General features: G+C 53.8%; 23 protein-coding genes and 1 pseudogene. 23 read left to right on the top strand and 1 reads right to left on the bottom strand.

Going from position 1 to position 26,512, the window contains the following annotated elements; genetic code table 11:
• Positions 1-84: 84 nt before the first annotated feature.
• Entirely contained in the window at positions 85-1,347 is a 1,263-nt protein-coding gene (gene waaA / locus BW991_RS10365) for a lipid IV(A) 3-deoxy-D-manno-octulosonic acid transferase (protein WP_076602044.1), read from the bottom strand.
• A 202-nt stretch (positions 1,348-1,549) separates the two neighbouring features.
• Here waaA and BW991_RS10370 point away from each other — a divergent pair, with 202 nt between their 5' ends.
• The 23 genes and pseudogenes from BW991_RS10370 (at position 1,550) to BW991_RS10475 (ending at position 26,486) form a co-directional block, all read left to right on the top strand.
• Positions 1,550-2,557, top strand: coding sequence for an NAD-dependent epimerase (locus BW991_RS10370; protein WP_076602045.1), 1,008 nt, complete (start codon positions 1,550-1,552; stop codon positions 2,555-2,557).
• Between the two features lie 158 nt (positions 2,558-2,715).
• Positions 2,716-3,777, top strand: a complete 1,062-nt coding sequence (gene rfbB, locus BW991_RS10375) for a dTDP-glucose 4,6-dehydratase (RefSeq protein ID WP_076602046.1) — start codon at positions 2,716-2,718, stop codon at positions 3,775-3,777.
• Positions 3,774-4,655, top strand: a complete 882-nt coding sequence (rfbA, locus tag BW991_RS10380; RefSeq protein WP_076602047.1) for a glucose-1-phosphate thymidylyltransferase RfbA — start codon at positions 3,774-3,776, stop codon at positions 4,653-4,655. Before rfbB ends, rfbA begins: the two co-directional genes overlap by 4 nt.
• Complete coding sequence (gene rfbC, locus BW991_RS10385; protein WP_076602048.1) at positions 4,655-5,200, top strand: dTDP-4-dehydrorhamnose 3,5-epimerase; 546 nt, start codon at positions 4,655-4,657, stop codon at positions 5,198-5,200. Before rfbA ends, rfbC begins: the two co-directional genes overlap by 1 nt.
• A complete protein-coding gene (locus BW991_RS10390) occupies positions 5,200-6,018 on the top strand; it encodes an ABC transporter permease (protein WP_076602049.1) in 819 nt (272 codons plus the stop codon). The genes rfbC and BW991_RS10390 overlap by 1 nt, the downstream gene beginning before the upstream one ends.
• Positions 6,008-7,372, top strand: a complete 1,365-nt coding sequence (locus BW991_RS10395) for an ABC transporter ATP-binding protein (RefSeq protein ID WP_076602050.1) — start codon at positions 6,008-6,010, stop codon at positions 7,370-7,372. Before BW991_RS10390 ends, BW991_RS10395 begins: the two co-directional genes overlap by 11 nt.
• 6 nt (positions 7,373-7,378) lie before the next feature.
• Positions 7,379-8,050, top strand: a complete 672-nt coding sequence (locus BW991_RS23665; RefSeq protein ID WP_076602051.1) for a sulfotransferase family 2 domain-containing protein — start codon at positions 7,379-7,381, stop codon at positions 8,048-8,050.
• A 173-nt stretch (positions 8,051-8,223) separates the two neighbouring features.
• A complete protein-coding gene (locus tag BW991_RS24460; protein WP_212566880.1) occupies positions 8,224-8,742 on the top strand; it encodes a class I SAM-dependent methyltransferase in 519 nt (172 codons plus the stop codon).
• 17 nt (positions 8,743-8,759) lie between these two features.
• On the top strand, positions 8,760-12,467 hold the full coding sequence (locus BW991_RS10410; protein ID WP_076602052.1) for a glycosyltransferase: 3,708 nt from the start codon (positions 8,760-8,762) through the stop codon (positions 12,465-12,467).
• A gap of 208 nt (positions 12,468-12,675) precedes the next feature.
• A complete protein-coding gene (locus tag BW991_RS10415; protein ID WP_076602053.1) occupies positions 12,676-13,647 on the top strand; it encodes a GDP-mannose 4,6-dehydratase in 972 nt (323 codons plus the stop codon).
• A complete protein-coding gene (locus BW991_RS10420) occupies positions 13,644-14,672 on the top strand; it encodes a GHMP family kinase ATP-binding protein (RefSeq protein WP_076602054.1) in 1,029 nt (342 codons plus the stop codon). The genes BW991_RS10415 and BW991_RS10420 overlap by 4 nt, the downstream gene beginning before the upstream one ends.
• Positions 14,673-14,713: 41 nt before the next feature.
• The gene (locus BW991_RS10425) at positions 14,714-15,253 is read left to right on the top strand and encodes a D-sedoheptulose 7-phosphate isomerase (protein ID WP_280174120.1); all 540 of its coding nucleotides are present in this window, start codon (positions 14,714-14,716) and stop codon (positions 15,251-15,253) included.
• Positions 15,253-15,939 (top strand): nucleotidyltransferase family protein, encoded by a 687-nt coding sequence (locus BW991_RS10430; protein ID WP_088179593.1) that lies wholly within the window; start codon positions 15,253-15,255, stop codon positions 15,937-15,939. Before BW991_RS10425 ends, BW991_RS10430 begins: the two co-directional genes overlap by 1 nt.
• A gap of 5 nt (positions 15,940-15,944) precedes the next feature.
• Positions 15,945-16,517 carry a D-glycero-alpha-D-manno-heptose-1,7-bisphosphate 7-phosphatase gene (locus BW991_RS10435; RefSeq protein ID WP_076602057.1) on the top strand — a complete coding sequence of 191 codons (573 nt, stop codon included), beginning with the start codon at positions 15,945-15,947 and terminating at the stop codon, positions 16,515-16,517.
• Between the two features lie 244 nt (positions 16,518-16,761).
• Positions 16,762-17,247, top strand: a pseudogene (locus tag BW991_RS24465) (glycosyltransferase family 2 protein); the annotation flags it as partial.
• 93 nt (positions 17,248-17,340) lie between these two features.
• Positions 17,341-18,798 (top strand): glycosyltransferase, encoded by a 1,458-nt coding sequence (locus tag BW991_RS10440; RefSeq protein ID WP_244551662.1) that lies wholly within the window; start codon positions 17,341-17,343, stop codon positions 18,796-18,798.
• Positions 18,799-19,182: 384 nt separating this feature from the next.
• On the top strand, positions 19,183-20,949 hold the full coding sequence (locus tag BW991_RS10445) for a tetratricopeptide repeat protein (protein ID WP_139335917.1): 1,767 nt from the start codon (positions 19,183-19,185) through the stop codon (positions 20,947-20,949).
• An 8-nt stretch (positions 20,950-20,957) separates the two neighbouring features.
• A complete protein-coding gene (locus BW991_RS10450) occupies positions 20,958-22,049 on the top strand; it encodes a DegT/DnrJ/EryC1/StrS family aminotransferase (protein WP_076602060.1) in 1,092 nt (363 codons plus the stop codon).
• The gene (locus BW991_RS10455; protein ID WP_076602276.1) at positions 22,049-22,990 is read left to right on the top strand and encodes a glycosyltransferase family 2 protein; all 942 of its coding nucleotides are present in this window, start codon (positions 22,049-22,051) and stop codon (positions 22,988-22,990) included. Before BW991_RS10450 ends, BW991_RS10455 begins: the two co-directional genes overlap by 1 nt.
• 80 nt (positions 22,991-23,070) lie before the next feature.
• Positions 23,071-23,949 (top strand): WxcM-like domain-containing protein, encoded by an 879-nt coding sequence (locus BW991_RS24350; RefSeq protein WP_280174121.1) that lies wholly within the window; start codon positions 23,071-23,073, stop codon positions 23,947-23,949.
• 1 nt (position 23,950) lies between these two features.
• Positions 23,951-24,319 carry a GtrA family protein gene (locus BW991_RS24470; RefSeq protein WP_076602062.1) on the top strand — a complete coding sequence of 123 codons (369 nt, stop codon included), beginning with the start codon at positions 23,951-23,953 and terminating at the stop codon, positions 24,317-24,319.
• Positions 24,320-24,439: 120 nt separating this feature from the next.
• Positions 24,440-25,519, top strand: coding sequence for an acyltransferase family protein (locus BW991_RS10470; protein ID WP_076602063.1), 1,080 nt, complete (start codon positions 24,440-24,442; stop codon positions 25,517-25,519).
• 190 nt (positions 25,520-25,709) lie between these two features.
• Positions 25,710-26,486 carry a glycosyltransferase gene (locus BW991_RS10475; RefSeq protein ID WP_212566883.1) on the top strand — a complete coding sequence of 259 codons (777 nt, stop codon included), beginning with the start codon at positions 25,710-25,712 and terminating at the stop codon, positions 26,484-26,486.
• Positions 26,487-26,512 lie beyond the last annotated feature (26 nt).

Below are 26,512 nucleotides of genomic sequence, written 5' to 3' on the forward strand. Positions count from 1 at the left end.
GCTGAATTCCCTGTGGGGCGGCCAGTTGGGGAGTGGCCACCGCAAAGCACGCCAGTTGTCATAGCGGTACCTCCGCTCCGTACCTCACCCGCGAAACAGTTTCTCCACAATCTCCATCGTCCGCGCCGTCGCCCCGCGATGAGCGGCCGCAAACTGCCTTCCTGCGGCGCCGACTGTCTCGCGCGCCTTCCCATCGGCCAGCAGCCCGAGCGCCATCCGCATCCCCTCGTCGACATCGGCAGCCCGCCGCGCCGCCCCCGCGGCAATCGCAAGATCCGCCACCTGCGTGAAATTGAACGTGTGCGGACCCAGCACCACCGGCGTACCCACCGCGCACGCCTCGATCAGGTTCTGCCCCCCGAAAGGCAGCCAGCTGCCACCGATCAGCGCGACGTCCGCAGCCGCGTAATACGCAAACATCTCGCCCATCGAATCGCCCAGCCAGACGCGCGTGTCCGCTGCAACGGCGGTCCCGTCCGAACGCCGCTGCAGCTTGAGTCCGCTCGCCTCCACAAGCCGCGAGACCTCGTCGAAACGCTGCGGGTGCCGCGGCACGATTGCGAGCAGCGCATCGTCCGGCGCCTGCGCCCGGAACGCCTCGAGAATCGGCGCCTCCTCGCCCTCCCGCGTGCTCGCCGCGAGAAGGACCGGGCGCCCGCCGAAGCGTTCGCGGAAACTCGCCCCGAGCGCGAGCAGCGCATCCGGCGGCGAGATGTCGAACTTGATGTTGCCCGTCACCGTGACGCCACTCGCTCCCAACTCGCCGAGTCGCTGCGCGTCCGCCTCCGTTTGCGCACCGATCGCAGCCAGCGCCCCCAGCGTCATCCGCGTCAGTGCCGGCCAGCGCGCATAGCGGCGCGCTGAGCGCTCCGAAAGTCGGGCGTTGGCGAGCAGCACCGGCACTCCATCCGCGCGACAGCTCGCCAGTAACGTGGGCCAAAGCTCGGTCTCCATCACGATGCCGACGCGCGGCCGGAAATGCGCGAGAAAGCGCCGGCAAAGCGAGCCCAGGTCGTACGGCAGGTAACAACGCAGCACACGCGCTTCCCCCCCGAATAGGCTCGTGGAGGTATCGCGCCCCGTCGGCGTCATGTGTGTCAGCAGCACCGTGTGATCAGGCCAGCGCGCGAGCAGCGCGCGAACCAGCGGTTCCGCCGCGCGCGTCTCCCCTACGGAAACTGCATGCACCCAGATCACCGGCAGCGGCGTCCGGCCCGCATAACGCCCGAAGCGCTCGCCCAGATGCCTCAGGTAGGCTGGCTGACGTCGCGCGCGCCACAGGAGGCGAAGCAGCACGAAGGGCAGGGCGCACAGCCAGAGCAGGGTATAAGGCAGTCGGACAAGCATCGAAGGTCGAGTTCGGACGGACGCGGAAGTATATCCCCCGCCGCTCGTCAGGTCGGTCCGGCGATTGAGTGTGCGACGAACACGCGTCCCATCCATTCCTGATGCATGTCGATCAGGGCGAACCCTAACTTTCTGTAACGAAGGCGCCCTCCGTGCATGCGATAATTCGCGGTCAAAATTCCCACAAACGGTCGTACTGCGTATGAAGATCCTCGTAACCGGCGCCGCCGGATTCATTGGCATGCACACCAGCGAGGCTCTCCTCGCACGCGGCGACGAGGTCGTCGGTCTCGACAACCTCAACGACTACTACGACCCGCAACTGAAGCTCGACCGCCTCGCGCGCCTCACCCCGCATCCCGCCTTCCGCTTCGTCAAGCTCGACGTCGCCGACCGCGCCGGCATGGAGCGCCTCTTCGCCGAGGAAAAGTTTGATCGCGTCATCCACCTCGCCGCCCAGGCCGGCGTGCGCTACTCGTTGCAGAACCCGCACGCCTACGTAGACAGCAACCTCGTCGGCTTCGTCAACATCCTCGAAGGCTGCCGCCACAACAAGGTGCAGCACCTCGTCTACGCCAGCAGTTCCAGCGTCTACGGTGGCAACGCCAAGATGCCCTTCTCCGAGCACGACAGCGTCGACCACCCGGTCAGTCTCTACGCCGCCACCAAGAAGGCCAACGAGTTGATGGCCCACACCTACAGCCACCTCTACGGCTTGCCCACCACCGGCTTGCGCTTCTTCACGGTGTATGGCCCCTGGGGTCGCCCCGACATGGCGCTCTTCCTGTTCACAAAAGCCATCCTCGAAGGCCGCCCGATCGACGTCTTCAACCACGGCAAGATGAAGCGCGACTTCACCTACATCGACGACATCGTCCAGGGTGTCATCCGCACCCTCGACCGCACAGCCGAACCGGATCCCGCGTTCAATCCCCTCCAGCCCGACCCGGGCCGCAGCTCAGCCCCGTACCGGGTCTTCAACATCGGCAACCACGATCCCGTCGAACTCATGAGCTTCATCGATGCTATCGAGGACGCCGTCGGGCTCAAGGCCGAGAAGAAGTTCCTGCCGATCCAGGACGGCGACGTGCCGGCGACGTACGCCGAAACGGCGGAACTCCACGCCTGGACGGGGTTTGCGCCGGCAACCAGCGTTCCGGAGGGGGTCGTTCGATTCGTGGGGTGGTACCGAGCTTACTATGGGATGTGATTTCCTATTACTTTTGTGGAATGGCACTGATTTTGCGGCAGTGCAATAATCTTCTGTTTTTCCGGATGATTAGCGCATCTGTGCGCATCCTGAAGTGCCGCAGTCAGCGTGCCTTAGCCGCTGGCGCCGGGATAGCTCAACTATTTCAAGGATAAAGGATGATTCTGGTAACGGGCGGAGCCGGATTTATCGGCGCCAATTTTGTGCTTGACTGGGTTTCGGTTGTTGGTGAGCCGGTGGTCAATCTCGACAAGCTCACGTATGCAGGGAATCTCGAGACGCTTTCCTCTCTAAACGGAGATTCGCGACACCTTTTCGTGCATGGCGACATCTGCGACCGCGCGCTCGTCGAAGAGTTGCTCGCAACGCATCGGCCGCGCGCCATCGTGCACTTTGCCGCCGAGAGCCATGTCGATCGCTCGATCCATGGTCCCGGGGACTTCGTCCGTACCAATATCGAGGGCACCTTCACGCTGCTCGAAGCGGCACGCGGCTACTGGAGTGCCTTGGACGCGGACGCGAAATCGGCGTTTCGCTTTCTGCACGTAAGCACGGACGAAGTCTACGGCAGTCTCGGGGCGGGCGATCCCGCCTTCACCGAACAACATCCGTTCGAGCCCAATAGTCCCTACTCGGCCAGCAAGGCCGCAAGTGATCACCTGGTTCGCGCCTGGCATCACACGTATGGTTTGCCGGTCGTCACCACCAACTGCTCGAACAATTATGGCCCGTATCATTTCCCGGAAAAGCTCATTCCGCTGATGATCACCAATGCCTTGGCAGGCAAGCCGCTCCCGGTGTACGGCGACGGCATGCAGATCCGTGACTGGCTGTACGTCAAGGATCACTGCAGTGCCATCCGGCGCGTGCTCGAAGCCGGTCGGCTTGGCGAAACCTACAATGTCGGCGGATGGAACGAGAAGCCGAACATCGAGATCGTTCACACCATCTGTTCGCTGCTGGATGAACTCAAGCCTGATCCGGCAGGCAGCTACCGCCGGCTCGTCACTCATGTCGCAGACCGACCGGGTCACGATCGTCGGTACGCGATCGACGCACGGAAACTGGAGCGGGAGCTCGGCTGGAAACCGGCGGAAACCTTCGAGACGGGCATCCGCAAGACTGTCGAGTGGTATCTCGCCAACAATCAATGGGTTGCCAATGTCCAGAGTGGTGCGTACCGCGACTGGATCAGCAAGAACTACGAGGCTCGCCAATGACGCGCAAGGGCATCATACTAGCCGGCGGATCCGGCACCCGGCTTCATCCCGCCACCTTGGCGATTAGCAAGCAACTCCTTCCGGTTTTTGACAAACCGATGATCTACTATCCCCTCAGCACCCTCATGCTGGCCGGGATACGCGACATCCTGATCATCTCCACCCCGCAGGACACCCCGCGTTTCGAACATCTGCTTGGAGACGGTTCCCGCTGGGGTCTGAATCTCCAGTATGCGGTACAGCCGTCGCCGGATGGCCTTGCACAAGCTTTCATCATCGGCGAGAAATTCATCGGCAGCGATCCATCAGCTCTCGTGCTGGGCGACAACATCTTCTACGGGCACGATCTTGCTCAGTTGCTCGCCAGTGCGATGGCAAGGCGCGAGGGCGCGAGCGTGTTCGCCTACCACGTACATGACCCGGAACGCTATGGCGTCGCCGAGTTCGACACAACCGGAAAGGTCCTCTCGATCGAGGAAAAGCCCGCGAAACCCAAGTCGAACTATGCGGTTACCGGTCTGTATTTCTACGATCAACATGTCGTCGAACTCGCGAAAAACCTGAAGCCCTCTCCGCGCGGCGAGCTCGAAATCACCGACCTGAATCGTCTCTACCTGGACCAGCGAAGCCTGAGCGTCGAGATCATGGGGCGCGGTTACGCCTGGCTCGACACTGGCACGCATGAGTCTTTGCTCGATGCGAGCCAATTCATTCAGACCATTGAAAAGCGTCAAGGGCTGAAAGTTGCGTGTCCTGAAGAGATTGCTTATCGCCTCGGCTGGATTGACGCGCGCGCACTCGAGGCGCTGGCACAACCGCTATGCAAGAACGGCTACGGCCGATACTTGATGACTATCCTCAAGGAGACCGTGTGCTGATGAATGTCGTCCCGACACGAATTCCCGACGTGCTTTTAATCGAGCCTAAAGTATTTGGCGATGATCGCGGATTCTTCTTCGAAAGTTTCAATGCAAGGGCCTTCGAGCAGGCAACTGGTCTGACCCCTAATTTCGTTCAAGACAATCACTCTAAGTCCTCCAGAAACGTATTGCGCGGCCTCCATTACCAGATCCGCCAACCGCAAGGAAAGCTCGTAAGGGTAGTTCAGGGCGAGGTCTTCGACGTCGCCGTCGATCTGCGCAGAGGCTCGAACACCTTCGGACACTGGGTCGGAGTTCGCTTGAGTGCGGAAAACAAGTGCCAGTTCTGGGTGCCGGAGGGATTTGCGCACGGCTTTCTAGTGTTGAGCGAGACGGCCGAATTTTTGTACAAGACAACGGATTATTATGCTCCGGAGCACGAGCGCAGCCTGCTTTGGAACGACCCGTCCCTGAATATCGACTGGCCGATCAAAGGTGAGCCCCGGCTGGCAGAAAAGGATGCGGCGGCGCAGCTGCTATCGACAGCGGAGGTGTTTGGCTGATGCGTGATTATTCCGCTAGTCCCGTCGAAATGGTTGCCAGCCTTTGGCAAAATCGTGAGCTCATAACCGCATCGGCAAAGCGCGAGGTTCTTGGCCGTTACCGTGGTTCAGTCATGGGTATCTTGTGGTCGTTTTTTAACCCATTGTTTATGCTCGCAGTTTACACGTTCGTTTTTAGCGAAATCTTCAAGGCGCGCTGGAACGCCGCGAGCGAATCAAAGACTGAATTCGCCTTGGTCCTGTTTGCGGGGTTGATCGTTTTTAACCTGTTTGCCGAGTGTGTTAACCGTGCGCCGAGCCTGATTCTCTCGAATGTTAATTATGTGAAGAAGGTAGTATTTCCGTTAGAAGTTCTGCCCTGGATTACGTTGGCTTCCGCACTGTTTCACTGCGCGGTTAGTTTTGCGGTATGGGTTATCGCATATGTCGTCTTGTACGGAACTCCGCACCTAACAATGATGTATGTGCCTTTTGTGATTTTCCCCTTTATTTTTCTTGTGATGGGATTGAGTTGGGGGCTCGCGTCCCTGGGGGTATACCTTCGTGATGTTTCTCAGGTTATCGGGATTGTTACTACCGTGTTGATGTTCCTGAGCCCGATCTTCTACCCTGCAACGGCATTGCCAGAGAGTTACCGTGGTTGGCTATATCTTAACCCGTTGACTCCGATCATCGAGCAAACGAGGGACGCTTTGTACTGGGGGCGTTCGCCGGACTTCATGGTGCTGTTGATCTACTGGTTAGTTGGTGCACTAGTTTCATGGATCGGCTTTGCGTGGTTCCAGAAAACTAGGAAAGGGTTTTCTGATGTCCTCTGAAGTAGTCATTCAAGTAAGTTCTCTGAGCAAGTGTTTTGAGATCTACGATCAGCCAAGAGACCGACTAAAACAATTTGTTCTCCCTCGCGTTCAGCGTAAGCTCGGGAAGTTGCCAAATAAATATTACCGTGAGTTCTGGGCGCTGAGAAACGTCTCATTTGATGTGCGTAAGGGAGAGACCGTCGGCATTGTCGGCCGAAATGGAAGCGGGAAGTCCACTCTATTGCAAATGATTTGCGGGACTCTTGAGGCTTCGTTAGGAACGGTCTGCACGCGCGGCAAAGTGGCTGCACTGCTTGAACTAGGATCTGGATTCAATCCTGAGTTCACCGGGCGAGAAAACGTCTATTTGAATGGATCAGTTCTTGGTCTCAGCGTGGATCAGGTCAGCGAGCGCTTTGAGTCAATTGAAGCGTTTGCGGATATTGGTGAGTTTATCGATCAGCCGGTTAAGACATACTCAAGTGGAATGATGATGCGCTTGGCCTTTTCCGTAATAGCGCACGTGGATGCGGATATTCTGGTGATCGACGAGGCTCTTGCTGTTGGGGACGCCGTCTTTATTCAGAAGTGCAATTTGTTTTTGAAAAATTTTATTCAGCGCGGAACTCTGTTATTTGTTTCGCACAGCATGCAGGCAGTCCTTGAATTATGTGATCGTGCTATATGGCTGCGAGAAGGAGAGATGGCTGCAGACGGTAATGCCAAGGAGGTCGTTCGACATTACAATGCATACGTTCATCAGCAAATTAACAAAGACGCAGTCATTCAAGTAACCGCCTCGATGCCATCGGTAAGCGATGCTGAAAGCAACCAACGAGTAGGGGAGAGTTTGGACGTTGCAGCCCGACCTGCCCATGCGTATTTGGCGAAAGTGTTTGCCTTTGATTTTTCCTCGGCATTTTGGGGAGCGGGTGGGGCAGAGATTGTCGGAATAGAACTCCTTGATTCAGACAAGACTCCAGTCACTCAACTTAGTGGTGGCGAAGTCATTACCGTGCGTATCTGCTGTCATGCGATAAACAATTTGATTCATCCTATCGTCGGATTCTGCGTGCGCAATCAGCGCGGCGTCGAGCTGATAAGCGAAAATACTAGTCTTGGGTATATGGTTGACTTGCCGCCGTACGTGGCAGCAAATTCAAATTTCGTTGCTGAGTTTCAGTTCTTCCTTCCCTATTTGCCGGTTGGCGAGTACTTCATCGGTGGTGCGGTCGCGGATCGTGTAGATGGAGAGGGGCATACACAACATCATCGTCGCGACGATGCGTTGAGGATTTCTGTCGTGAGTTCCCATGTTGTCTATGGGGTGCTATCTATGCCAATGACGAACTGTACAATTAGGCTTGAGTGAATCGCTATGGAAATTTCTAGTCCAATTGTTTCAGTGCACACGCCAAAGGTTGCCGGCACTTCTTTTCAGCGGCAATTAATTATCGCGTTAGGAGAGTCGAATGTGCTTTTAGACTATCAAGACGATCCTGTGGATGTGCGATCACATTATAGTATTGATCCGAATTGTTATTCTCGCAGCGGTGTGAATAGCATTGCTCCATATCGTGCAGTGCATGGTCATTTTCATCCCTCGAAGTATGACGGAGTTGCCGGCGCGGTAAGAATTACATTCTTGCGGCACCCCGTCGATAATTTGATATCGATATATATGTTTTGGACGGGGCACGACAGAAGTGCATGGGATAGCCCTGTTTTTCAGTATGTTAAGGATACGGGTCTCACGATTGAACAGTTCGCAATGTTGCCTAAGCTCAGGTTCCTCTATTCTGAGGTCTATTTTGGGGGGGTCGATATGCATCGCTTCGATTTTGTTGGGGACTATGAGCGGTACGACTGCGAGTTGGCAAGGCTTGGGGCGGTCGTCGGAATTCAATTTAATGAAGATATAAGACTGAATGTAACCAAGGATGTCGCGCGAAGTGCGCCAGCGTCAAGTGTCGGTAAGGACACTAGACTATCTTTGCAAAGAATATTGGAACAGGATATTCGGTTCTATGAGCGTTATGCGGGAAAATAGCACGTTGAATCAGGTTGCCTGTTGCCCGGTATGCGGGGGGGGGCGATTTCGCCCAAACGGAGGTCCTCTGGCCAGATCTAGTAAGTTCTTGGCAGTTGGATTCTTATGAGGTTTCGTATATCAATACGCAACAGGGATTTCACTGTACGCGTTGCAGCAATAATCTTCGTTCGATGGCGTTGGCCGCAGCAATTCTCAACGCGTATGGTGAAACGGGTATATTTTCTGATTTTTGCAGCGCCGTAAGGCCGTTGAGGGTGCTTGAGATAAATTTGGCAGGGAATTTAACGCCTTTCCTTAGTTCGATTAACGGGCATCGTTTAGTTCAATATCCGGATTTTGATATGCAAGATCTGGATCTCCCGTCGGATTCATTTGATCTTGTTGTTCACTCGGATACCCTCGAGCACGTCCAGAACCCGACTAGGGGGCTGTCAGAATGTTACCGTGTGCTGCGCACGGGCGGGCATTGCATTTTTACGATCCCAATTGTGGTTGATCGAATGTCACGAAGCCGAGAAGGTCTGCGACCAAGCTATCACGGTAGATCAAATGTTCAGGAAAGCGACCAGCTAGTTCGCACTGAGTTTGGAGCGGATTTCTGGAAGTTTGTTATTTTGTCTGGATTTAGGAACTGCAGAATCTTTTCTTACGAGTATCCAGCGGCGATGGCGGTGATTGCTAGAAAATAGGGTGTTTTGGAAGCTATATGATGGATTTCACTGGCGAGCGCTACGTTCCTGAAGTCGGGGGTGAATTGCGACTAGAACACTTGCACCGATATGCATGGACGAGCCCATTGTGTCGGGATTGCGTGGTTCTTGATGTGGCCTGTGGTGAAGGCTATGGTGCTGCCATGCTTGCGCGCGAAGCGAGAGGGGTGGTTGGCGTGGATATTTCCGAGGAGGCCATAGCTCACGCCCGTGAGCGTTACGGCGCTGAAGAAAATATATGCTTCCATCAGGGTAGTGCGCTGAAGATTCCCATGCCTGATGGTCACTTTGATCGGGTCGTCTCGTTCGAAACGCTCGAGCATCTAGCTGAACAGGAGGCGATGCTCACGGAAATTCGCCGCGTGCTTAAGCCGGATGGTGTTTTGATTCTTTCGTCTCCGAATCGTCCTGTTTACAATGCGTTTCTCGATGAGCCCAATAAGTTCCATGTCAGAGAGCTCAATTTTGAGGAGCTAGATAAGCTTCTAAGAGCGCATTTTTCTAGTATCCAATACGTTCATCAGCGTATTTCTGCTGGCTCGGCGCTGCTGCCGGGCGGGTGCCAAGCGCGCGAATACGTCGCGTATACCGATACGGGTTCCAGGATTGAAGTACGCACAGCACAGCTTGATGATGCGGTGTACTTTATCGCGGTTTGTGGTAACGATGCGGCAGTATTGCCGCGATTGCCCGCGTCTATTGCACTGTCGGAGGACTACGATCCCGTTCGACGGCAGCTGGAAATTGTGCGGTGGGCGCGTTCGTTGGAGCAGGATCTGGCGAAGGCGCGTCAGGCGCATGCGGAGTCGTTTCGTGCCCATGAAGAGGCTAATAGCTGGGCAAAAAGCTTGGACTTGGAGGTGGCGCAAACCAGGCAGGCCCTTCAACAATCGATAACAGATTACGAACGCGTTGTGGCCGGAGCGCGGTCGCTCGAAGAGCAGCTGCGTCAGGAGAAAGGAGCGTGCGCGAATGTGTCGCGGCAGTACAAAGAGATGGAAAACCGCACAAGGTCACTTGATGCCGAATTGGCTCAAACGCGAAAGGCTCTCGATGTTGCGTTGAGGGAGAAAACGAACGCGCTGGGAATGATCGAGACCCTTGATGCCGAATTGGCTCAAACGCGAAAGGCTCTCGATGTTGCGTTGAGGGAGAAAACGAACGCGCTGGGGATGATCGAGACCCTTGATGCCGAGTTGGGGCAAACGCGAAAGGCGCTTAGTGATGAGTTGCGCGAGAAGGTGAGCGCATTGGGGATGGTCCAGACACTTGAGGCCGATCTGCTTGCGCGTGCATCAGAGCTCTCTGCGCTGAAGGGGGAGTTGAGTTCGTCTTTGCGCAGTCTAGCGGAATGTTCGCGCACCTCGGATGAGATGTTACGCCGGATGCACAGACTTGAATCGGATCTCAATTTGATGCGAAAGTCGCGCTCGTGGCGAGCGACGCGACCGCTTCGGTTTCTGGGACGGGTGCTCAGAGGCGATCGTGCAGCCGCAGGTGCGGGTCTGCGCCCATATGTGCATGCGGCGGGGCGTAAAGTAAGTCGACAGGTCAACTCAAGACCGCTGCTGCAGAAGTGGTTAGAACTAACGGCGTTTTCCGTGGCACCGTCCCTCTTCGAGGGCATCCCACGATACGAGACTTGGAAGCTGAGTCGGCATCGGCCCACACCGATCGCTGCGGCGCAAAACATCGACCTTCATGCGAAGCTGGACGGCACCTCTTTGGACGAACGCCTTAAGTTGGCTGTTCTCGATACGGTTGATAACCCCGTAGTGAGTATCATCATTCCGGCTTATGGTCAACTTGAGATGACTTTGGCATGTATCAAATCGATCGCACGTCATCCGCCGCGCGTTCCGATTGAAGTGCTCGTTGTTGAAGACTGCTCAGGTGATCGCGAAATAGCTCGGCTGAGGGAGGTACGTGGTCTTAGATATGACGAGAATCCGACCAACCTTGGCTTCGTGCGGTCTTGCAATCGGGCGAGCACGCTCGCGAGAGGTGAGTATGTTTATTTCCTGAACAACGACACCGAAGTCACGCCCGGTTGGCTCGATGCAATGCTGGATGTGTTCAGGCGTTTCCCCGACTGTGGAATGGTCGGGTCCAAGCTCGTCTATCCGGATGGGAGGCAGCAGGAGGCCGGTGGCATCGTATGGCGCGACGCCAGTGCATGGAATTTTGGTCGGCTTTCCGACCCCGCCTCCAGCGTATTTAATTACGTTCACGAGGCAGATTACTGTTCGGGCGCATCCCTGCTCTTACGGAGCAGTTTGTTTGAGAGGCTCGGTCGCTTCGACGAGCACTATGTGCCGGCGTATTGTGAAGACACGGATCTTGCGTTCAAAGTACGAGGGGCTGGTTACAAGGTTTACTATCAGCCGGCCTCTGTGGTCGTGCATCACGAGGGGGCTTCGCATGGAACGGACACGAACCATGGTGTGAAAGCGTATCAAGTGGAAAACCAGCGAAAGTTTTTCGTGCGCTGGCGAACGACCTTGGAAAGAGAGCATTTGGCGAACGGAGAGTGCGTCTTCTTAGCACGAGATCGTTCGCAACGCCGGAAGTGCATTGTAATAATCGATCACTATGTGCCGCAGCCGGACAAGGATGCGGGGTCCAGGACGATGGTTCAATGGATGCGACTGTTTTGCGAGGCCGGGCTAAACGTTAAGTTCTGGCCGCAGAATCTGTGGTACGACCCGATTTACACTGCACCCTTGCAGCAGATGGGGGTCGAAGTGTTCTACGGGCCTGAATATGCAAATAAATTTGACGACTGGGTTCGCGAAAACGGAAAGTATATTGATTATTTCCTGTTGAGTCGCCCGTATGTTGCGATTGATTATATCGAGGCTATTCGCAAGCATTCCGCTGCGCGTGTCCTGTACTACGGCCATGATGTGCATCATTTGCGGCTCCAGGATCAAATCAGACTCGAGCCCGAAAACCATCGGCTGCGCGGTGATGCGTCGTCGCTCGAAGAACTAGAAAAGCGCGTCTGGGGATTGCTGGATGTTATTTACTATCCGTCTGAAACTGAAACGGATTATGTCCAGAAATTCTTGGAGTCGAATCAACTGGGCGGGCAAGTTCGGACGATCCCGGTTTACGCATTTGATGAGTTTAGTGATGACGCTGCAGGTAATTTGTCCGTTCGGAAAGATATCGTATTTGTTGCAGGGTTCGGTCACCCTCCCAATGCGGATTCGGCCGAGTGGTTGGCGAAGCACGTGATGCCATTAATCTGGAAGCGCCTCCCGGAAGTGCACTTGTATCTGGTTGGCTCGAACCCGTCGGCCCGGGTGTGCGCGTTATCCGATGACCGCGTAACGGTCACGGGCTTCGTGTCCGACGACGAACTTGCTCGATACTATCGGCAGGCACGCCTCGCTGTTGCGCCTCTGCTTTATGGCGGAGGTGTCAAAGGAAAAGTCGTCGAGGCCATGCGATTTGGACTTCCCGTCGTTACGACATCGGTTGGAGCGCAAGGACTTTCCTCGGCCGTTCATGCCCTCTCGGTCGCGGACGATCCGGAGAGCTTCGCGGATGCAGCAATTGAGCTTATGGCGAATGATGTGAGATGGCGCGAATCCTCGTCGGCTGAGTTGTCATTTGTTCGCGAGTTCTACTCGGTGAATGCGCTCAGAAAGGTCTTCTCAGAAGAAATTGATTTCGGCGAGGAACGACGCCTTCAATGAGGATCGCTCTGTGCGAGCAAAGAAAGGGATCGACGTAACTACCGATTCTAGCCGAACGTACAAATTCTTGGACCGGAGCGGCCTTGTTAGGCGTGTGTGGAGGCCGGCCGTAAACTTTTGATGTTTGGGTGTGGCGCATCAGGCGACGTGAGGATGTGTCAGTTCCATATACTGAACCGTCGGGTGTAAATAGGTAAAGAAATTCACTATGAAAGTTCTAATCACTGGAATCGGTGGAATGGTCGGGACGCATTTGACCGACTATTTGCTTCGGGAAGGAATATCCCCTCTTGGCTTGTATTACAACTCGACGATTTCGTTGGCTGAGATTGATCGCCGTGCGACGTTGGAAGAATGCGATGTGCGTGACGCACTGAGAATTTACAGGCTTATGGATGGTTTTAGGCCGGATGTTATCTATCATCTTGCGGCGCAAAGCTATCCTGCGGTTTCGTGGCGGCGGCCTGCCGACACACTTGACATAAACATCATTGGTACTGTCAATGTCTGCGAATCAGTCAGGCTGATTCAACGTGTGTCACCCTCGTACAATCCGGCGATTGTTGTGGCCTGTTCGAGCGCAGAATACGGCGCTAGCCTTACACCGGAGAATACCCCGATTACCGAGGATGCCCCGCTCTTGCCCCTTAGTCCATATGGGGTTAGCAAGGTTGGGCAGGACTTGATTGCCTACCAGTATCACCATTCAGACGAGCTTCGAACTGTACGGGCCAGAATATTCAACACAACCGGTCCGCGGAAGGTCGGTGACGCGGCGAGTGATTTTACGTACCGTGCTGCTGAAATCGAAGTCGGGCTTGCAGATTGTCTTCGTGTAGGAAATTTGAGCACGCGGCGCGCAATTACGGACGTTCGTGATCTGGTAAAGGCGCTGGTATTGTTGGCAGAACACGGTGATCCGGGTGAAGTCTACAATATTAGTGGCCAGCACGTTTATTCGATGCAGGAAGTGGTCGATCTTGTTTGCCGCTTGGCATCGGTTGGAATACGTATCGAATCGGACACGTCTTTGTTTCGCCCTACCGATGAGCCGGTCATTTGGGGTGACTCCGCGCGTTTGACTCAGCATACGGGGTGGGTTCAGCAAATACCCCTGGAGCAGACGATCGCCGACATGCTTGATTATTGGCGCGGGAAACTAGCGGGGGCGAAGCGATGATTGTACGTGCGCGAGCTCCCCTCCGGCTTGGGTTGGCTGGTGGCGGCACCGATGTTTCTCCCTTCTGTGATGTCCACGGGGGGCATGTCCTCAATGCGACGATCGATCGGTACGCGTATGCAGTAATCGAAACGCTCGACGAACCGTTGGTTCGGTTTGTTGCTACCGATCTACAGGCCGAAACGACGACGGCTCCAGCTGTGCCGCTTGAGCTCGATGGCCGCTTGGATCTTCACAAGGCTGTCTACAATCATATGGTGCTCCGATACAACGGCGGGCGCCCGTTGCATCTGACGCTAAGTACCTTTTGCGATGCCCCCGCCGGCTCGGGTCTGGGTTCTTCGTCCACCTTGGTAGTGGCGATGATCCGTGCGTTCGTGGAACTGCTTAACCTGCCGCTGGACGATTACGCAATCGCCCAACTTGCGTTCCTGATTGAACGGATCGATTGCGGGTTGCAAGGAGGTCGCCAAGACCAGTATTCGGCAACGTTTGGCGGTTTCAATTTCATGGAGTTCTACTCAGATCACCGGTCGGTGATTAACCCGCTACGGATCAAGAACTGGATTCTCTGCGAACTCGAAGCATCACTCGTACTCTTTTTTACGGGAGTTTCGCGGGAATCCGCACGCATCATTGCAGATCAGAGCAGTAATATTAAGGCCGGTGCCAGCGATGCAGTGCAGGCGATGCACGGGCTAAAGCGAGAAGCGCTGGTGATGAAGGAATGCTTGCTCAGGGGCGACTTCGATGGCCTCGTCGAATCGATGCGTTTAGGTTGGGAGAACAAGAAACGGTCGGCAAAGACTGTCTCAAACCCCCACATAGACGAGATCTATGATGCGGCGCTCAGATCAGGCGCGTTGGCCGGAAAGGTCTCTGGCGCAGGCGGAGGCGGCTTTATGCTCTTCTTTGTACCGTCGGAAAGGCGTATGGATGTTATTCGGACGCTGAGCGAATTCAGCGGACAGGTCAGTAATTGCCATTTTACAAAAAATGGAGCGCAAGCATGGAGGTTGGCGTGAGAGCGTATATAAGGTCACAACTTGCAGAGACACAGACGGTCATGCAGGCGATGTTCGCGGATGATTCCCTGTTGGCGCGGGTTGAGGCAGCAGCACGAGCATGCGTGGAGTGCCTTGGGAGTGGTGGGAAGATTCTATTGGCCGGCAATGGGGGGAGTGCCGCCGATGCCCAGCATATAGCGGGTGAGTTTGTCAGTCGTTTTGCCTTCGATCGTCCTGGCCTGCCCGCAATTGCCTTGACTACGGATACCTCCATTCTCACTGCGATAGGCAACGACTACGGATACGAAAGGCTATTCGCCCGGCAGGTACAGGCACATGGTCAGAAAGGCGACGTCTTTATCGCCTATTCGACGTCGGGTCAATCACCGAATATTCTTGCGGCGTTGAAGGAGGCGCAGGCGAGGGATCTGGTATGTGTGGGGATGACCGGAAATCGTGGCGGTCCGATGAAGGACTATTGTGAGCATTATCTTGAGGTTCCTTCGCGAGACACGCCAAAAATTCAGGAAGGCCATACCGCGTTGGGGCACATTATGTGCGGCCTGGTTGAGCGGGCGTTGTTTACAGAACCTGCGTGATGGAAGCGATTGTGCTCGCGGGTGGCTTTGGCACTCGGCTCCGTCGGGTCGTGGCGGACGTGCCGAAGCCAATGGCGCCAATCAATGGGCGACCGTTCCTGGAAATATTGCTTACAACCCTCGATCGCAAGGGATTTAGTCGCGTAGTCTTGTCACTCGGGTACATGGGAGAAAGAATACATGGTTATTTTGGTGAACGCTTTGCGAACCTTGAACTTGACTACGTGACCGAGTCGCAGCCCCTGGGGACTGGCGGTGGAGTGCGGCTCGCGTTGACTCGCTCGGTCTCGGACCATGTGTTTGTCTTCAACGGCGACACTTATCTCGATTTGGAGGTTGGGAAGGTCGAGCAGCAGTGGAAGTCGAACGGACGTCCGATCATCGTTGGTCGAGAGGTTCCGGATGCATCACGCTATGGGCGCCTTCTAATTGCCGACGGTGTGGTGACAGGTTTCGCGGAGAAGGGGATGTCCGGGCCTGGCTTGATAAATGCAGGATGTTATGTGCTGAATCGTCATCAGCTTGACGGGTTCTTGCCTGGCTCTGCATTCTCACTGGAAGGGGATTTCCTTACAGGGGAAGTCCTTAGTGGGACGTTTGATATCTACGTGACCTCGGGAAAGTTCATCGATATCGGGGTGCCGGATGACTTTCAGCGAGCGCAGTCTGAGTTGGCGGCGTCGTAAATAGTATGCTTAGGCGCGCTCTCTTTTTGGATCGTGACGGTGTGATCAATATTGATCACGGCTATGTGCACCGTAAGGAAAACTTTGAGTTTATTGACGGAATATTTGAGCTCGTAGCAGAGGCAAATCGCGCCGGCTATGTGGTGATTGTCGTTACGAATCAAGCTGGTATCGGTCGAGGGTACTACACCGAGGATGATTTCACTGCTTTGATGAATTGGGTTGGCGGCGAATTTATTGCGCGCGGTGGCCGGATTGACGGCGTTTACTATTGCCCGGATCATCCGGAGCATGGGGTCGGTAAATACCGACGCGAAAGTAATTTTCGCAAGCCTGGTCCCGGTATGCTGATTCAGGCGGCTCACGACTGGAAAATCGACCTGCCACAATCGGTTCTGATAGGCGATAAGCTTTCCGATATGGAGGCGGGACGGTCGGCGGAGGTTGGAACCCTACTTTTCCTCTCTGGGGAGGCCTGCGACCTGGTTGAATTGTCGCGCATCACGAACTTGGCTGAAGCGGCGAACTTCTTGATAACGGAGTGCAACGACGGGATGGGCGGGAAGAGTTCATTTTGACGTTGCAGATGATCGTGAATCGATTTTTACTGATTTGGTTTGCAGTTCGCAAGAGGAATAATCTGAGCCAATCTGGGTACGTCACAAGAACAGCTGCGTTGGTGTGGGAATGCTGAATTTTATAGATGCGCGGCGTGCTCTATTACTGAAACTGAAGCGTTGGGTACGTGAGAGGGGGCGGCGTTTTTATACTCTGCTGCCGTTGACTGGTCCGCAAAAGTCGCGATTGCTGACGCTTGCATATATGGGGGCAGGATCACTGTTTGAGGGTACCCCAAATTATGAGATATGGAATAGGCGAGGGGCGCTGAACTCTGCACCCGTGACTTCTTGGGCGCCAATTGCTCCGGAACAGTTTGAGGGTGTTGCGCGGAGTATCCGAGTCGAGAGCTCCCAGAGCCCTTTGGTGTCCTTTGTTATTTTGAGTTCGACTGACGTATCGAACACGCTAAATACCTTGCGTTCAATTGCATGTGCGCGGCTTGGCTTTGAGTATGAAGCCGTAGTTGTCCAACAACAAGAATGCAGGTTTCCCCTGAATAGTCTTCTGTTAAATGGCGGAATTCGTTACATTCAGCGTGTAGACGACAGTCACACAGCTGCGGCGTTGAACAAAGCGGTTAACAGAACGCGTGGGCGCTACTTGGTATTTGTTGGACCAGACGTTGAAATCGCAGAAGGCTCTATCGACGCACTGCTGCGCGCTTTTTGTCTAAAGAGCGAAATTGGAATTTGTGGATCGAAAATCCTTTTTAGAAGCGGTTTGATTAAGCAGGCAGGCGGTTACGTTCGGGAGGATGGCGCGACGTTAGAGCTAGGGCGGATGGAAAAGTCCTCGAGCCCCAAGTATAACTATTTGAAGCTCGTTGATTACTGTTCTTTTGCATTATTGATGATTGATGCGGAGCTGTATAGGACTGTAGGTGGCCTCGATGAGACGATGTCGCCAGTGGGGTACGGTGCCGTTGATCTAGCGTTTGCAATCCGCGAGGCAGGAATGAAAGTAGTGTACCAGCCTGCATCGTCGGCGCTTCAGCATGATGAGCCCCGGTGCATCGAGAAAGGTATGGGGATGGTTGTGTCTGATCAATCGCACGATCAGCATACCTTCACGAGAAAGTGGATCACGTCGTCATTTGGGAAGCGATTGGAGTATGTGCGCTCAGGATTGCGCAAGACAGTGTTGATCGTAGATCAATATGTCCCGCAACCGGATCGTGATGCTGGATCTCGCACCATGATCGAGATCGTCCGGGGCCTGTTGGACATAGACTTTGAGGTGAAATTTTGGCCTCAGCACTGTTGGTATGACCCTATCTATACGCCGCAACTGCAGGAGATGGGCGTAGATATTCAATATGGCGATTCTCGGGAGGGCAATTTTACGAATTGGTTCAATGAAAACGGTGCGGATGTTGATTTCATACTAGTTTCTCGACCTGATGTGGCTAGAGAGTATCTCGGCCAAATCCGAAAACGATCTCCTGTCCCGATAATCTACTACGGGCACGATATCCATTACCTCCGGCTTGCTGATGAGCTGGGGTTTGATAGAGGTGAGGCGAGGCTGGTTCGGAGGGAACTTGGCAGGTACTTAAGTCTTGAGCAGCACATTTGGAGGTCCGTGGATCGCGTGTGCTATCCGTCTAGGCGCGAGGCAGACGAGGTGGCCCGTGTGCTTGCTTCACGCGAGGGAGTGGCAACCATTCCCTCATATGCCTTTGAAACGGTAGTTGACAATGCCGCCGAAAACCTTTCTGAACGAAGGGGCATTCTGTTCGTCGGGAACTATGCCCATAGGCCAAATGTTACAGCAGCACGATTCGTGGTCAGTGAAGTTCTCCCGCTCGTCAGGGCAGTATTGCCCGACGTTGAAGTGGTGCTCGCCGGCGCAAACCCGGGAATTGACTTATACCGTCTCGCGAATGACCATGTTGTAATTACAGGTTATATATCTGACGACGCGCTGGCCGAATACTATGGTAATACACGGGTCGTTGTGGCGCCTTTACAGTTTGGGGCTGGCGTGAAGGGAAAGGTGGTGGAGGGAATGCGTTTTGGCGTTCCGGTCATTACTACACCTGTCGGAGCGCAGGGGCTTGAGGATGCCGGCGCTGCACTCGGCGTGTACGCGACGGCGGCAGAGATTGCCGGTGAGGTTGTTGCCATGATGACGAACGATGAGCTCTGGCGAAGTAGGTCGAAAGCAGGACTTGCTTACGTTCGACGGCGGTTTTCAAGATTTGCTCTTCAGGAGGCACTTAAAGCTCTATTCGTCTGATTTTGTGCATGACGGATGTGAAGGTGATACGCAATCGAACACGCAGGAGCGTAAGAATGTGAAAGAGTGTCTCTTGACGGCCATAAGTTGTTGTGTTTGCGCGCAATCAATTTGTGTACGCAACTTGTGCGTCGAATGTTCGCTCTTGAGCCGTGTTGGTGTGATGCAATATCCTAATTGCGTAGGAGGGAATGCTCCAGACCTCACGGTCACGGGATGTAATGTTGGACGCTTGTTGGGTGAAAATCGCATTATTTTATAGATGTACAGTACGGTATTTTGATGCAGTCGAAGTGCGGCGTCACAATTTTCTAAGGGTTATTAATGATGTCAAATGGACGACCGTCAGGTGGTGTAGACAATTATACGACGATGACAGGAAAGATGAACGGGCGTCTATGGGGTGCGGGCGGTGCCCTAACGTCTTCTAGGGTGTTACTGTTATTGCTATATGTGATAATTGCATTTGTCCTCGTCAGTCTTTTTGCGCGTCCAGGCTATTTGGATTTCGTAACGCCCAACCATAGTGACTTGTATCGATATTATCTAATAGCGCATGAGCGCTGGTCGAGCGCTGACTTCTTGTCTCCTCGTCCTGTCATGCTCGCGTATCTGAGATTGGCCGGGATTTTCGACGCTGAGAATGCTCTCGCGGTCTTGCTAGTTGTGCCGTCCTTAGTGTTCATTGCGTTAACAATACTTTTGGTGGAACGGATTATTGGTCATCGATTTCCCTTATGGGCTATCGGGATCTATATGTTCATCGTCGTTGGTTCGCCATTGTATTTTCCGATCGCGCAATATGATTTTGGGGGGATGCTCGCGGGGGCGTTGAGCGTAGTGGCCGTTCTGATGTGGCTAAATCAGATTGAAGTCGAGGGGGGGAGAGTAAGGCTGTCGCAGTTAGTCTTTCCCATAGTGATTTTTTGGCTGTCGGTTGAGGCTAAGCCAACGTACGGAGTGTCCATTGCAGGAATGGCATTTGTCTTCGACCTTCTTTCGAGGGGGCGAAAGGGGCGGTGGCTCACCACGGGGGCGGTCGTTTCGGTAATAGCGCTAGTGTTTATCAAGGATGCAGTGTTAGGGTCGAAATTCTTGAGACTCGATACTGCGTCCGACGCATACACGCTGGCGGTTAGCCCGCGCCGCAACATTGAGCTGTTGTTGTTTTACTTAGTAAGCGGTATTGGCGTGCCAGTAATGGTTGCGGCTACGATCGCAAGCACAAGCTTTATTGCTGGGCGGCATTGGAAGTTTATTTTGTACGCTATTGCATGTGCCGTGGGGGCGACGATACCAATGGCGCTACTAGTAAACCGAGAATGGGATATATATGGATGGTATTCCCTAGTGCCCGTGGCTCTCATCGTGGTAGTGGGAGTGATAAAGTTTTCGGAAATTGGCTTAAATAGTCGAAAGTTAAGTGTAAGTGGTGCCGCACGTATCGCAGGGCTAGCGGGCATTATAACGGCTGTGGCGATCCATGCATTTTCGTTTGCCGCGTCGACGGAGTGGTCCGTCGAAAATCAACGGTATGGTAAGGCTGTGTTGAGTAGTCTGCGCTTGCTGCATTCCCAGCAAGGGCAGAAGGTATTAATTGCAGGTGTGAGGGGGCCGTATCACCCTTTCAGAAATACGCGATACGTATTGACGCGTTTTCCGGAAGTTGGGAAATTCGACTTGATATTGCGTAGATCCGAGCGCGGTTGGAATAATATGTCCAAGGAGCTCGTAAATGGCGTTTATGCGGACGAGGCCGCGGTTGGTGGCTATGACAAAGTTTATGTGTTCGGCAAAAGTGGATCGCTCGAGCAGGTGACCGACGGTCCGCGACTGCAAGAAATGCTACCCGCGGAGCGAATCCTCTTGTTGGTGTGTGGAATTACGTGGCGTAGCATTGACGATGTCGTTGTCGTCGGGAGAGCGCTTGAGTGCGCAAACGAGGCGGCCGAATACCAAGCAACAGTTTCACTAGCCGAGGACGCTGTTAGGCGGCATTTGTTGTCGTCTTGGATCTATCTGCACTATGGGGCAGCGTTAGCAGAAATGGGTCGGCTTAGTGAAGCACAGCAATACATTAAGATGGGGCTTGATCTCGAGCCCAATAACCCTGCATTAGCGGCGTTGAAGAGAAACGTTGAACAACGATAGGTAATTGTATGGTCATTAACGATATTAAAGCGCACATTGATTGCAACGCTGATGCTGTGGATCGTGCTCTACAACGGGTGCGGAAGAGTGGTTGGGTGATACTTGGGCCTGAAGTTATGGGGTTTGAGTCGGCGTTTGCTCAATACGTTGGTGTGGAAAGATGCGTTACAGTTGCCAATGGCACGGATGCGCTTGAGATCGCGTTGCGTTCAGTGGGGATTGGTAGCGGCGACAGGGTTGCAACCGTCGCGAACGCTGGGATGTATGCCACAACGGCGATGCTAGCGATTGGTGCGTTCCCGGTGTTTATGGACGTAGACCTTGAGTCTAGGACGGCAAGTTCAACCTCCGTTAGGCGGGCGATAGACCTGGGGGCAAGGGCAATCATCGTAACCCACCTTTATGGGAAAATTGCTCCAGACATCGCGGAGATCGCCGATATTTGCAGGCAACGGCAAGTTCCGTTGATTGAGGACTGCGCACAAGCTCACGGAGCGCGGCTTGATTCGCGCATGGCCGGTGCGTACGGTGATTTGGCGTGCTTTAGCTTTTATCCAACTAAGAATCTTGGTGCCCTCGGCGATGGCGGCGCTATCGTGACGAAGCGCGTCGAGCTGGCGGAGGCGGCTTTACGACTTAGGCAGTATGGGTGGTCGGAGAAGTACAAGGTCGCATCGCCTGGGGCGAGAAATAGCAGGCTTGACGAAATTCAAGCGGCCGTTCTGATGGAGCTGTTGCCGAGACTAGATGCTTGGAATCAGAGGAGGCGTTGTATAGCGGAGTCATACAGTGCCGGGTTGTCGAATCCGGCTGTTTGCGCACCTGAATGTGGAGGCGCCGATTACGTTGCTCATCTATATGTTATCAGGACGAACGAGCGCGATTCTCTTCGCGAGCACCTAAAGCGTGTTGGGATCTCTACCGACGTTCATTATCCAGTTCCGGATCATATGCAGCCGGTGTTTGGGGAGAGGTATTCGTGTCTGGAGCTGCCAAACACCGAGGCCCTTGCGAAAACCGTTTTGACATTACCATGTTATCCGGAAATGACCGACGCTGATGTAGAAAGGGTAATCGATGCAGTCAATCGGTGGTCCTGATGAGGTACTCCATTGTTGTTCCCGTGTATAGAAACGAAGCTTCAATTTACCGCCTTCTAGATGTCCTTTCGTCGATCAATCAAGAGGTAGGCGGAGAGTTGGAGGTGGTATTTGTTGTTGATGGTAGTCCGGATCGTTCGTTCGAATTGCTTCAGAATGGTATCGAGCAACTGAGTTTCCCCGCTCAGCTTCTAGCACTTTCAAGAAATTTCGGCTCCTTTGCGGCAATTCGCGCCGGTTTGACAGCGGCACGCGGTGAGTTTTTTGGAGTTATGGCGGCCGATTTGCAGGAGCCGCCAGAGTTGTTGATATCGTTTTTTAGGCATCTGAATGCAGATGAATGTGACGTTGCGATAGGTACGAGATATGGACGAAGCGATCCATTAGTGTCGCGGATCGCGTCTCAGGTGTTCTGGGGGCTTTATCGCCGCATAATTGTTCCGGAAATGCCTGATGGGGGGGTGGATATATTTGGGTGCAATCGAGCATTTCGGGACGAGTTGCTTAAGCTAGAAGAGTCGCGGTCGTCGCTTATTGCGCTTATTTTTTGGCTAGGGTTCAGAAGGAAGTTCGTGGGGTATACCCGGCTTGTTCGTACTGAGGGTAAGTCGGCTTGGACCTTTAGAAAGAAGATCGACTATATGCTGGACAGCGTATTTGCCTTCACGGATTATCCAATTAAGATGCTTTTTAGGTTTGGGTTGATTGGGAGTGCGTTGTCAGCGGTATTGGGAAGTCTTGTTTTGATCGGTCACGTCGCGGGCAAGATCGTAGTTCCTGGCTATGCAGCGACAATGATGGTGTCGTTGTTTTTTGGTGCGCTAAATTTATTGGGCCTCGGATTGGTAGGTACGTATGCTTGGCGTGGCTATGAAAACAGTAAAGCAAGACCTTCGTCCGTGGTGGCGATTCGGAAGTCAAATTGTAAAGGTGGTGTATGACGCGCACGAGTAAAGTGCATCCTACGGCGGACGTTCAGACGAGTAACGTTGGCGAGGGTACGACTGTTTGGCAGTCAGTGGTGATTCTGGCTGGCGCAAGAATTGGTTGTGATGTAAATCTCTGTGCGCACTGTTTTGTTGAAAATGACGTAATTATTGGCGACAGGGTGACGGTGAAATCAGGGGTATATTTATGGGACGGTGTCCGTTTGGGCGATGACGTGTTTGTTGGGCCGAACGTGACATTTACGAATGATAAATACCCAAGATCTAAGGTCTACCCGCAACGATTTCACGAAACGCATGTCGAGGCGGAAGCATCCATCGGCGGGGGAGCCGTCATACTACCTGGCGTAACTATCGGTCGGGGCGCAATGGTAGGTGCAGGCGCTGTCGTGACTAGGTCTGTCCCGCCTTATGCGATTGTTACTGGCTCTCCGGCTAGGATTGTTGGGTACGTTGAGAACAATGCCCAAGGGAAGGTTAACTTCAACGGCGCAGTTGGGGGCGATTCAGATGGAAGGGAGGGGCGAATTGATGTTGGCGTAGGTGACGTGTCGTTGCATAGATTTACAGCTGTGCAAGACATGCGCGGAGATCTATCCGTCGGTGAGTTTTTGCGCGAAATTCCCTTTTCCCCAAAGCGCTATTTTTTGGTTTTCAATGTGCCTAGTGAAAAGACGCGCGGAGAGCATGCGCACTTTAACTGTCACCAATTTTTGGTTTGCGTGAAAGGCAGTTGCGCGGTTGTGGTTGATGATGGGGTGTCTCGAAGTGAGGTTCTGCTCGATTCGCCTCATGTCGGAATATATCTGCCGCCTCTCACTTGGGGTATTCAATACAAATATTCAAGCGATGCAGTCTTGCTTGTTTTTGCCTCCGACTATTATGATCCGACTGATTATATTCGTGATTACTCGGAGTTTGTAGAGATTGTAAAAGGGAAGGCGGGAGGATGATGTGTTGCAGTGCAAGAGATGGGGCCGGTTTATTGCGGGGGGGGCACTAAATACGGCTGTTAGTTACGGTGTATATTTTCTGTTGCACTTGGTTGTGGTGTATCAGTTAGCGTATTTTGCGGCGTATGTCGTAGGTGTTGTAGTGTCTTACCTGTTTAATGCGAAATTTGTATTTAATGTTCCGGTGACAATTGGCGGAATGATTAGGTATCCACTCGTTTACGTTGCGCAATATGCTTCTTCTGCATTGGTTCTAGGTGTTCTTGTGGAGGCTGGGATTGGTGCAACCTTTGCTCCTTTACTGGTCTCGATAGTTGTTCTTCCTGTTACCTATCTTTTAAGCAGCGCGGTGCTAAGAGGGGGGCGATAGAGTCTTGTTCAAGTGGAAAGCGGTAGGGCTGAGTGTTCCGTTGGGTATGATTTTTGTTGTCTCATGTTCCGCGGTTCTAGGAAGTTAGGTGCGAATTTAATGAGTGCGGCTAGTCATCGAATGAATACGTTGCAGGATATATCGGAAGCGCGAAATAATAGCATTACGTTAGTGAGGTTGTTAGCGTCATTGGCCGTAATATATGGGCATTCGTACGCTGTGGCTGGCTCTGGTGGCTCGGACTGGGTTATGCGCATAACGGGTTTTGCGCATGCTGGCGGTGTTGCAGTTGATTTGTTTTTTTTGATGAGTGGGTTCTTGGTGACGGCAAGTATTTTGAAGAGGGGCGTATTCGTATATGCGCGTTCTCGGATGCTGAGACTGTTTCCTGCGCTCTGGGTGTATCTGGGAATTACAACATTAGTGATTGGTCCTTGGGTTTCGAGTCTTTCTGTTTTTGATTATTTCTCTAACGGACAGACGTGGGCATATTTGTATCACCTTGGGTTTGGGCTAACTACGGAGTGGTTCCTTCCCGGTGTGTTCGAAGAATTGAAAAACAAGGGCGTTAACGGATCTATCTGGTCTGTTATTGTTGAAATTCGAATGTATATTATTGTTGCGGTCGTGTACCTGTCGGGGTGTCTTACGAATAGGTCCCTTTTTAATGTTCTTGCGCTTCTAGTAGTTGTTGGTGTGTGGAGTGGGCTGCTCGAAGTTCCAGGAGTTAAGGGGGAGACAGATAACCATGTCGCGCTGCTCTTTTTGATTGGTGCTTTCTTGTATGTGAATAGGGGAAGTGTCGTTGTTTCGCCGATTTACTTCATTTTTGCGTTGGCTGTGGCCGGAATGACGCATGGGACGCCAAAATTTGTTTATGGTTATAATCTTGTTCTAATCTGTGTTTTCATCTTCCTTGTATTCCGGAGTTTTGGTGCTTTCATGGATAGGCTTGGCGATTACTCGTATGGCGTCTATTTGTGGGGCTGGCCAGTTCAGCAGTTGGTGATGCTGTTGTTTCCGCAAGCTACCCCCGGCGTTAACGCATTTGTGTCGAGTGTTGTGGCGCTTACGATAGGAGTTGCGTCGTGGCATCTGGTGGAGAAGCCTTGTTTGGCCTTAAAGGATAGGAGTTTTGAACGCTGGCGGGGGTGGCGTAAAGTTGGTGTCTCAAGTGCATCCGCGCGGCCGGCTGAATAGGTTAGCCTCCTGCTAGTTATTTACAAATTACGCTTGTTAGTTCGAATGAAGGCGTTGTCGTTGTTATTGATAGCGTACATCGTGGATGTGGGTGTTGTGAGTGAGAGCAGGGGCTGACGTAAAAAGTTGCGCTAGTGGTTATGGTTCGGTGGGTTCAGCGAAGTGCGTTTCGGATGTGGAATCTAGTGATATGACGGTGGCGCCGGTCTCGGTGTCGATCATCAGCCACGGTCATGGCAGCATGGTAGAGGCTTTGGTCGAGGCGCTGGCCGGGTGTCTTTCCGTCGGGCAGATCATCCTCACGCAGAACGTTCCGGAACCGCTAGCTGCGGTGGGGCGCAAGCACGACATCCGCATCATCGCGAACCCTGCGCCACGGGGATTCGGCGCGAACCATAACGCCGCCTTCCGGGTGTGCGACCGCCCCTTCTTTTGTCCGCTCAATCCTGACATCGAATTCGACGGAGATCCGTTCGCCGCGCTGATCGAGCGGCTCTCCGCGATCCCGACGGTGGCGTTGGCGGCGCCGGCGGTCGTCGCCCCCGATGGCCGCATGGAAGACAGCCTGCGTCCGTTCCCGTCGGTTCGGAGGCTCGTGCGCAAGGCGCTGGTCGGCGATCCGGGGCGTTATGCGGTGGCTGTGGGGGATCCGGATTTTTATCCCGAGTGGGTCGCGGGCATGTTCATGTTGTTCCGCAGCGCAGCGTACCGAGACCTCGGCGGTTTCGACGAGCGCTTCTTCCTCTATTACGAGGACGTTGATGTGTGTGCACGGGCGTGGAAGGCGGGCATGCCCGTCCTCGCGTGCCCCTCGGTGGCGGTGGTGCACGACGCCCGACGCGATAGCCACAGGCGGTTGGCCTACCTGCGCTGGCACGCAAGGAGCATGCTGCGATATTTCGTCAAGTATTGGGGGCGGTTGCCAGATGTTCCGGGTTCCGGTCCGGTCGCGACCAAGTCGCCGTGACATGGGCCTGCCGAATGTCGAGGCGT

This window comes from Aromatoleum tolulyticum, assembly GCF_900156155.1.
Classification (GTDB): domain Bacteria; phylum Pseudomonadota; class Gammaproteobacteria; order Burkholderiales; family Rhodocyclaceae; genus Aromatoleum; species Aromatoleum tolulyticum.

Bases quoted from the DNA above. Each gene is read 5' to 3' on its own strand.
- BW991_RS10450 (WP_076602060.1), top strand. From the start codon at position 20,958: ATGGTCATTAACGATATTAAAGCGCACATTGATTGCAACGCTGATGCT.
- rfbA (WP_076602047.1), top strand. From the start codon at position 3,774: ATGACGCGCAAGGGCATCATACTAGCCGGCGGATCCGGCACCCGGCTT.
- BW991_RS10470 (WP_076602063.1), top strand. From the start codon at position 24,440: ATGAATACGTTGCAGGATATATCGGAAGCGCGAAATAATAGCATTACG.
- BW991_RS10425 (WP_280174120.1), top strand. From the start codon at position 14,714: ATGCAGGCGATGTTCGCGGATGATTCCCTGTTGGCGCGGGTTGAGGCA.
- waaA (WP_076602044.1), bottom strand. From the start codon at position 1,347: ATGCTTGTCCGACTGCCTTATACCCTGCTCTGGCTGTGCGCCCTGCCC.
- BW991_RS10390 (WP_076602049.1), top strand. From the start codon at position 5,200: ATGCGTGATTATTCCGCTAGTCCCGTCGAAATGGTTGCCAGCCTTTGG.
- BW991_RS10445 (WP_139335917.1), top strand. From the start codon at position 19,183: ATGAACGGGCGTCTATGGGGTGCGGGCGGTGCCCTAACGTCTTCTAGG.
- rfbC (WP_076602048.1), top strand. From the start codon at position 4,655: ATGAATGTCGTCCCGACACGAATTCCCGACGTGCTTTTAATCGAGCCT.
- rfbB (WP_076602046.1), top strand. From the start codon at position 2,716: ATGATTCTGGTAACGGGCGGAGCCGGATTTATCGGCGCCAATTTTGTG.
- BW991_RS10415 (WP_076602053.1), top strand. From the start codon at position 12,676: ATGAAAGTTCTAATCACTGGAATCGGTGGAATGGTCGGGACGCATTTG.
- BW991_RS10420 (WP_076602054.1), top strand. From the start codon at position 13,644: ATGATTGTACGTGCGCGAGCTCCCCTCCGGCTTGGGTTGGCTGGTGGC.
- BW991_RS10430 (WP_088179593.1), top strand. From the start codon at position 15,253: ATGGAAGCGATTGTGCTCGCGGGTGGCTTTGGCACTCGGCTCCGTCGG.
- BW991_RS10440 (WP_244551662.1), top strand. From the start codon at position 17,341: ATGGAAAAGTCCTCGAGCCCCAAGTATAACTATTTGAAGCTCGTTGAT.
- BW991_RS10475 (WP_212566883.1), top strand. From the start codon at position 25,710: ATGACGGTGGCGCCGGTCTCGGTGTCGATCATCAGCCACGGTCATGGC.
- BW991_RS24460 (WP_212566880.1), top strand. From the start codon at position 8,224: ATGGCGTTGGCCGCAGCAATTCTCAACGCGTATGGTGAAACGGGTATA.
- BW991_RS10395 (WP_076602050.1), top strand. From the start codon at position 6,008: ATGTCCTCTGAAGTAGTCATTCAAGTAAGTTCTCTGAGCAAGTGTTTT.
- BW991_RS10370 (WP_076602045.1), top strand. From the start codon at position 1,550: ATGAAGATCCTCGTAACCGGCGCCGCCGGATTCATTGGCATGCACACC.
- BW991_RS10435 (WP_076602057.1), top strand. From the start codon at position 15,945: ATGCTTAGGCGCGCTCTCTTTTTGGATCGTGACGGTGTGATCAATATT.
- BW991_RS10410 (WP_076602052.1), top strand. From the start codon at position 8,760: ATGATGGATTTCACTGGCGAGCGCTACGTTCCTGAAGTCGGGGGTGAA.
- BW991_RS23665 (WP_076602051.1), top strand. From the start codon at position 7,379: ATGGAAATTTCTAGTCCAATTGTTTCAGTGCACACGCCAAAGGTTGCC.
- BW991_RS10455 (WP_076602276.1), top strand. From the start codon at position 22,049: ATGAGGTACTCCATTGTTGTTCCCGTGTATAGAAACGAAGCTTCAATT.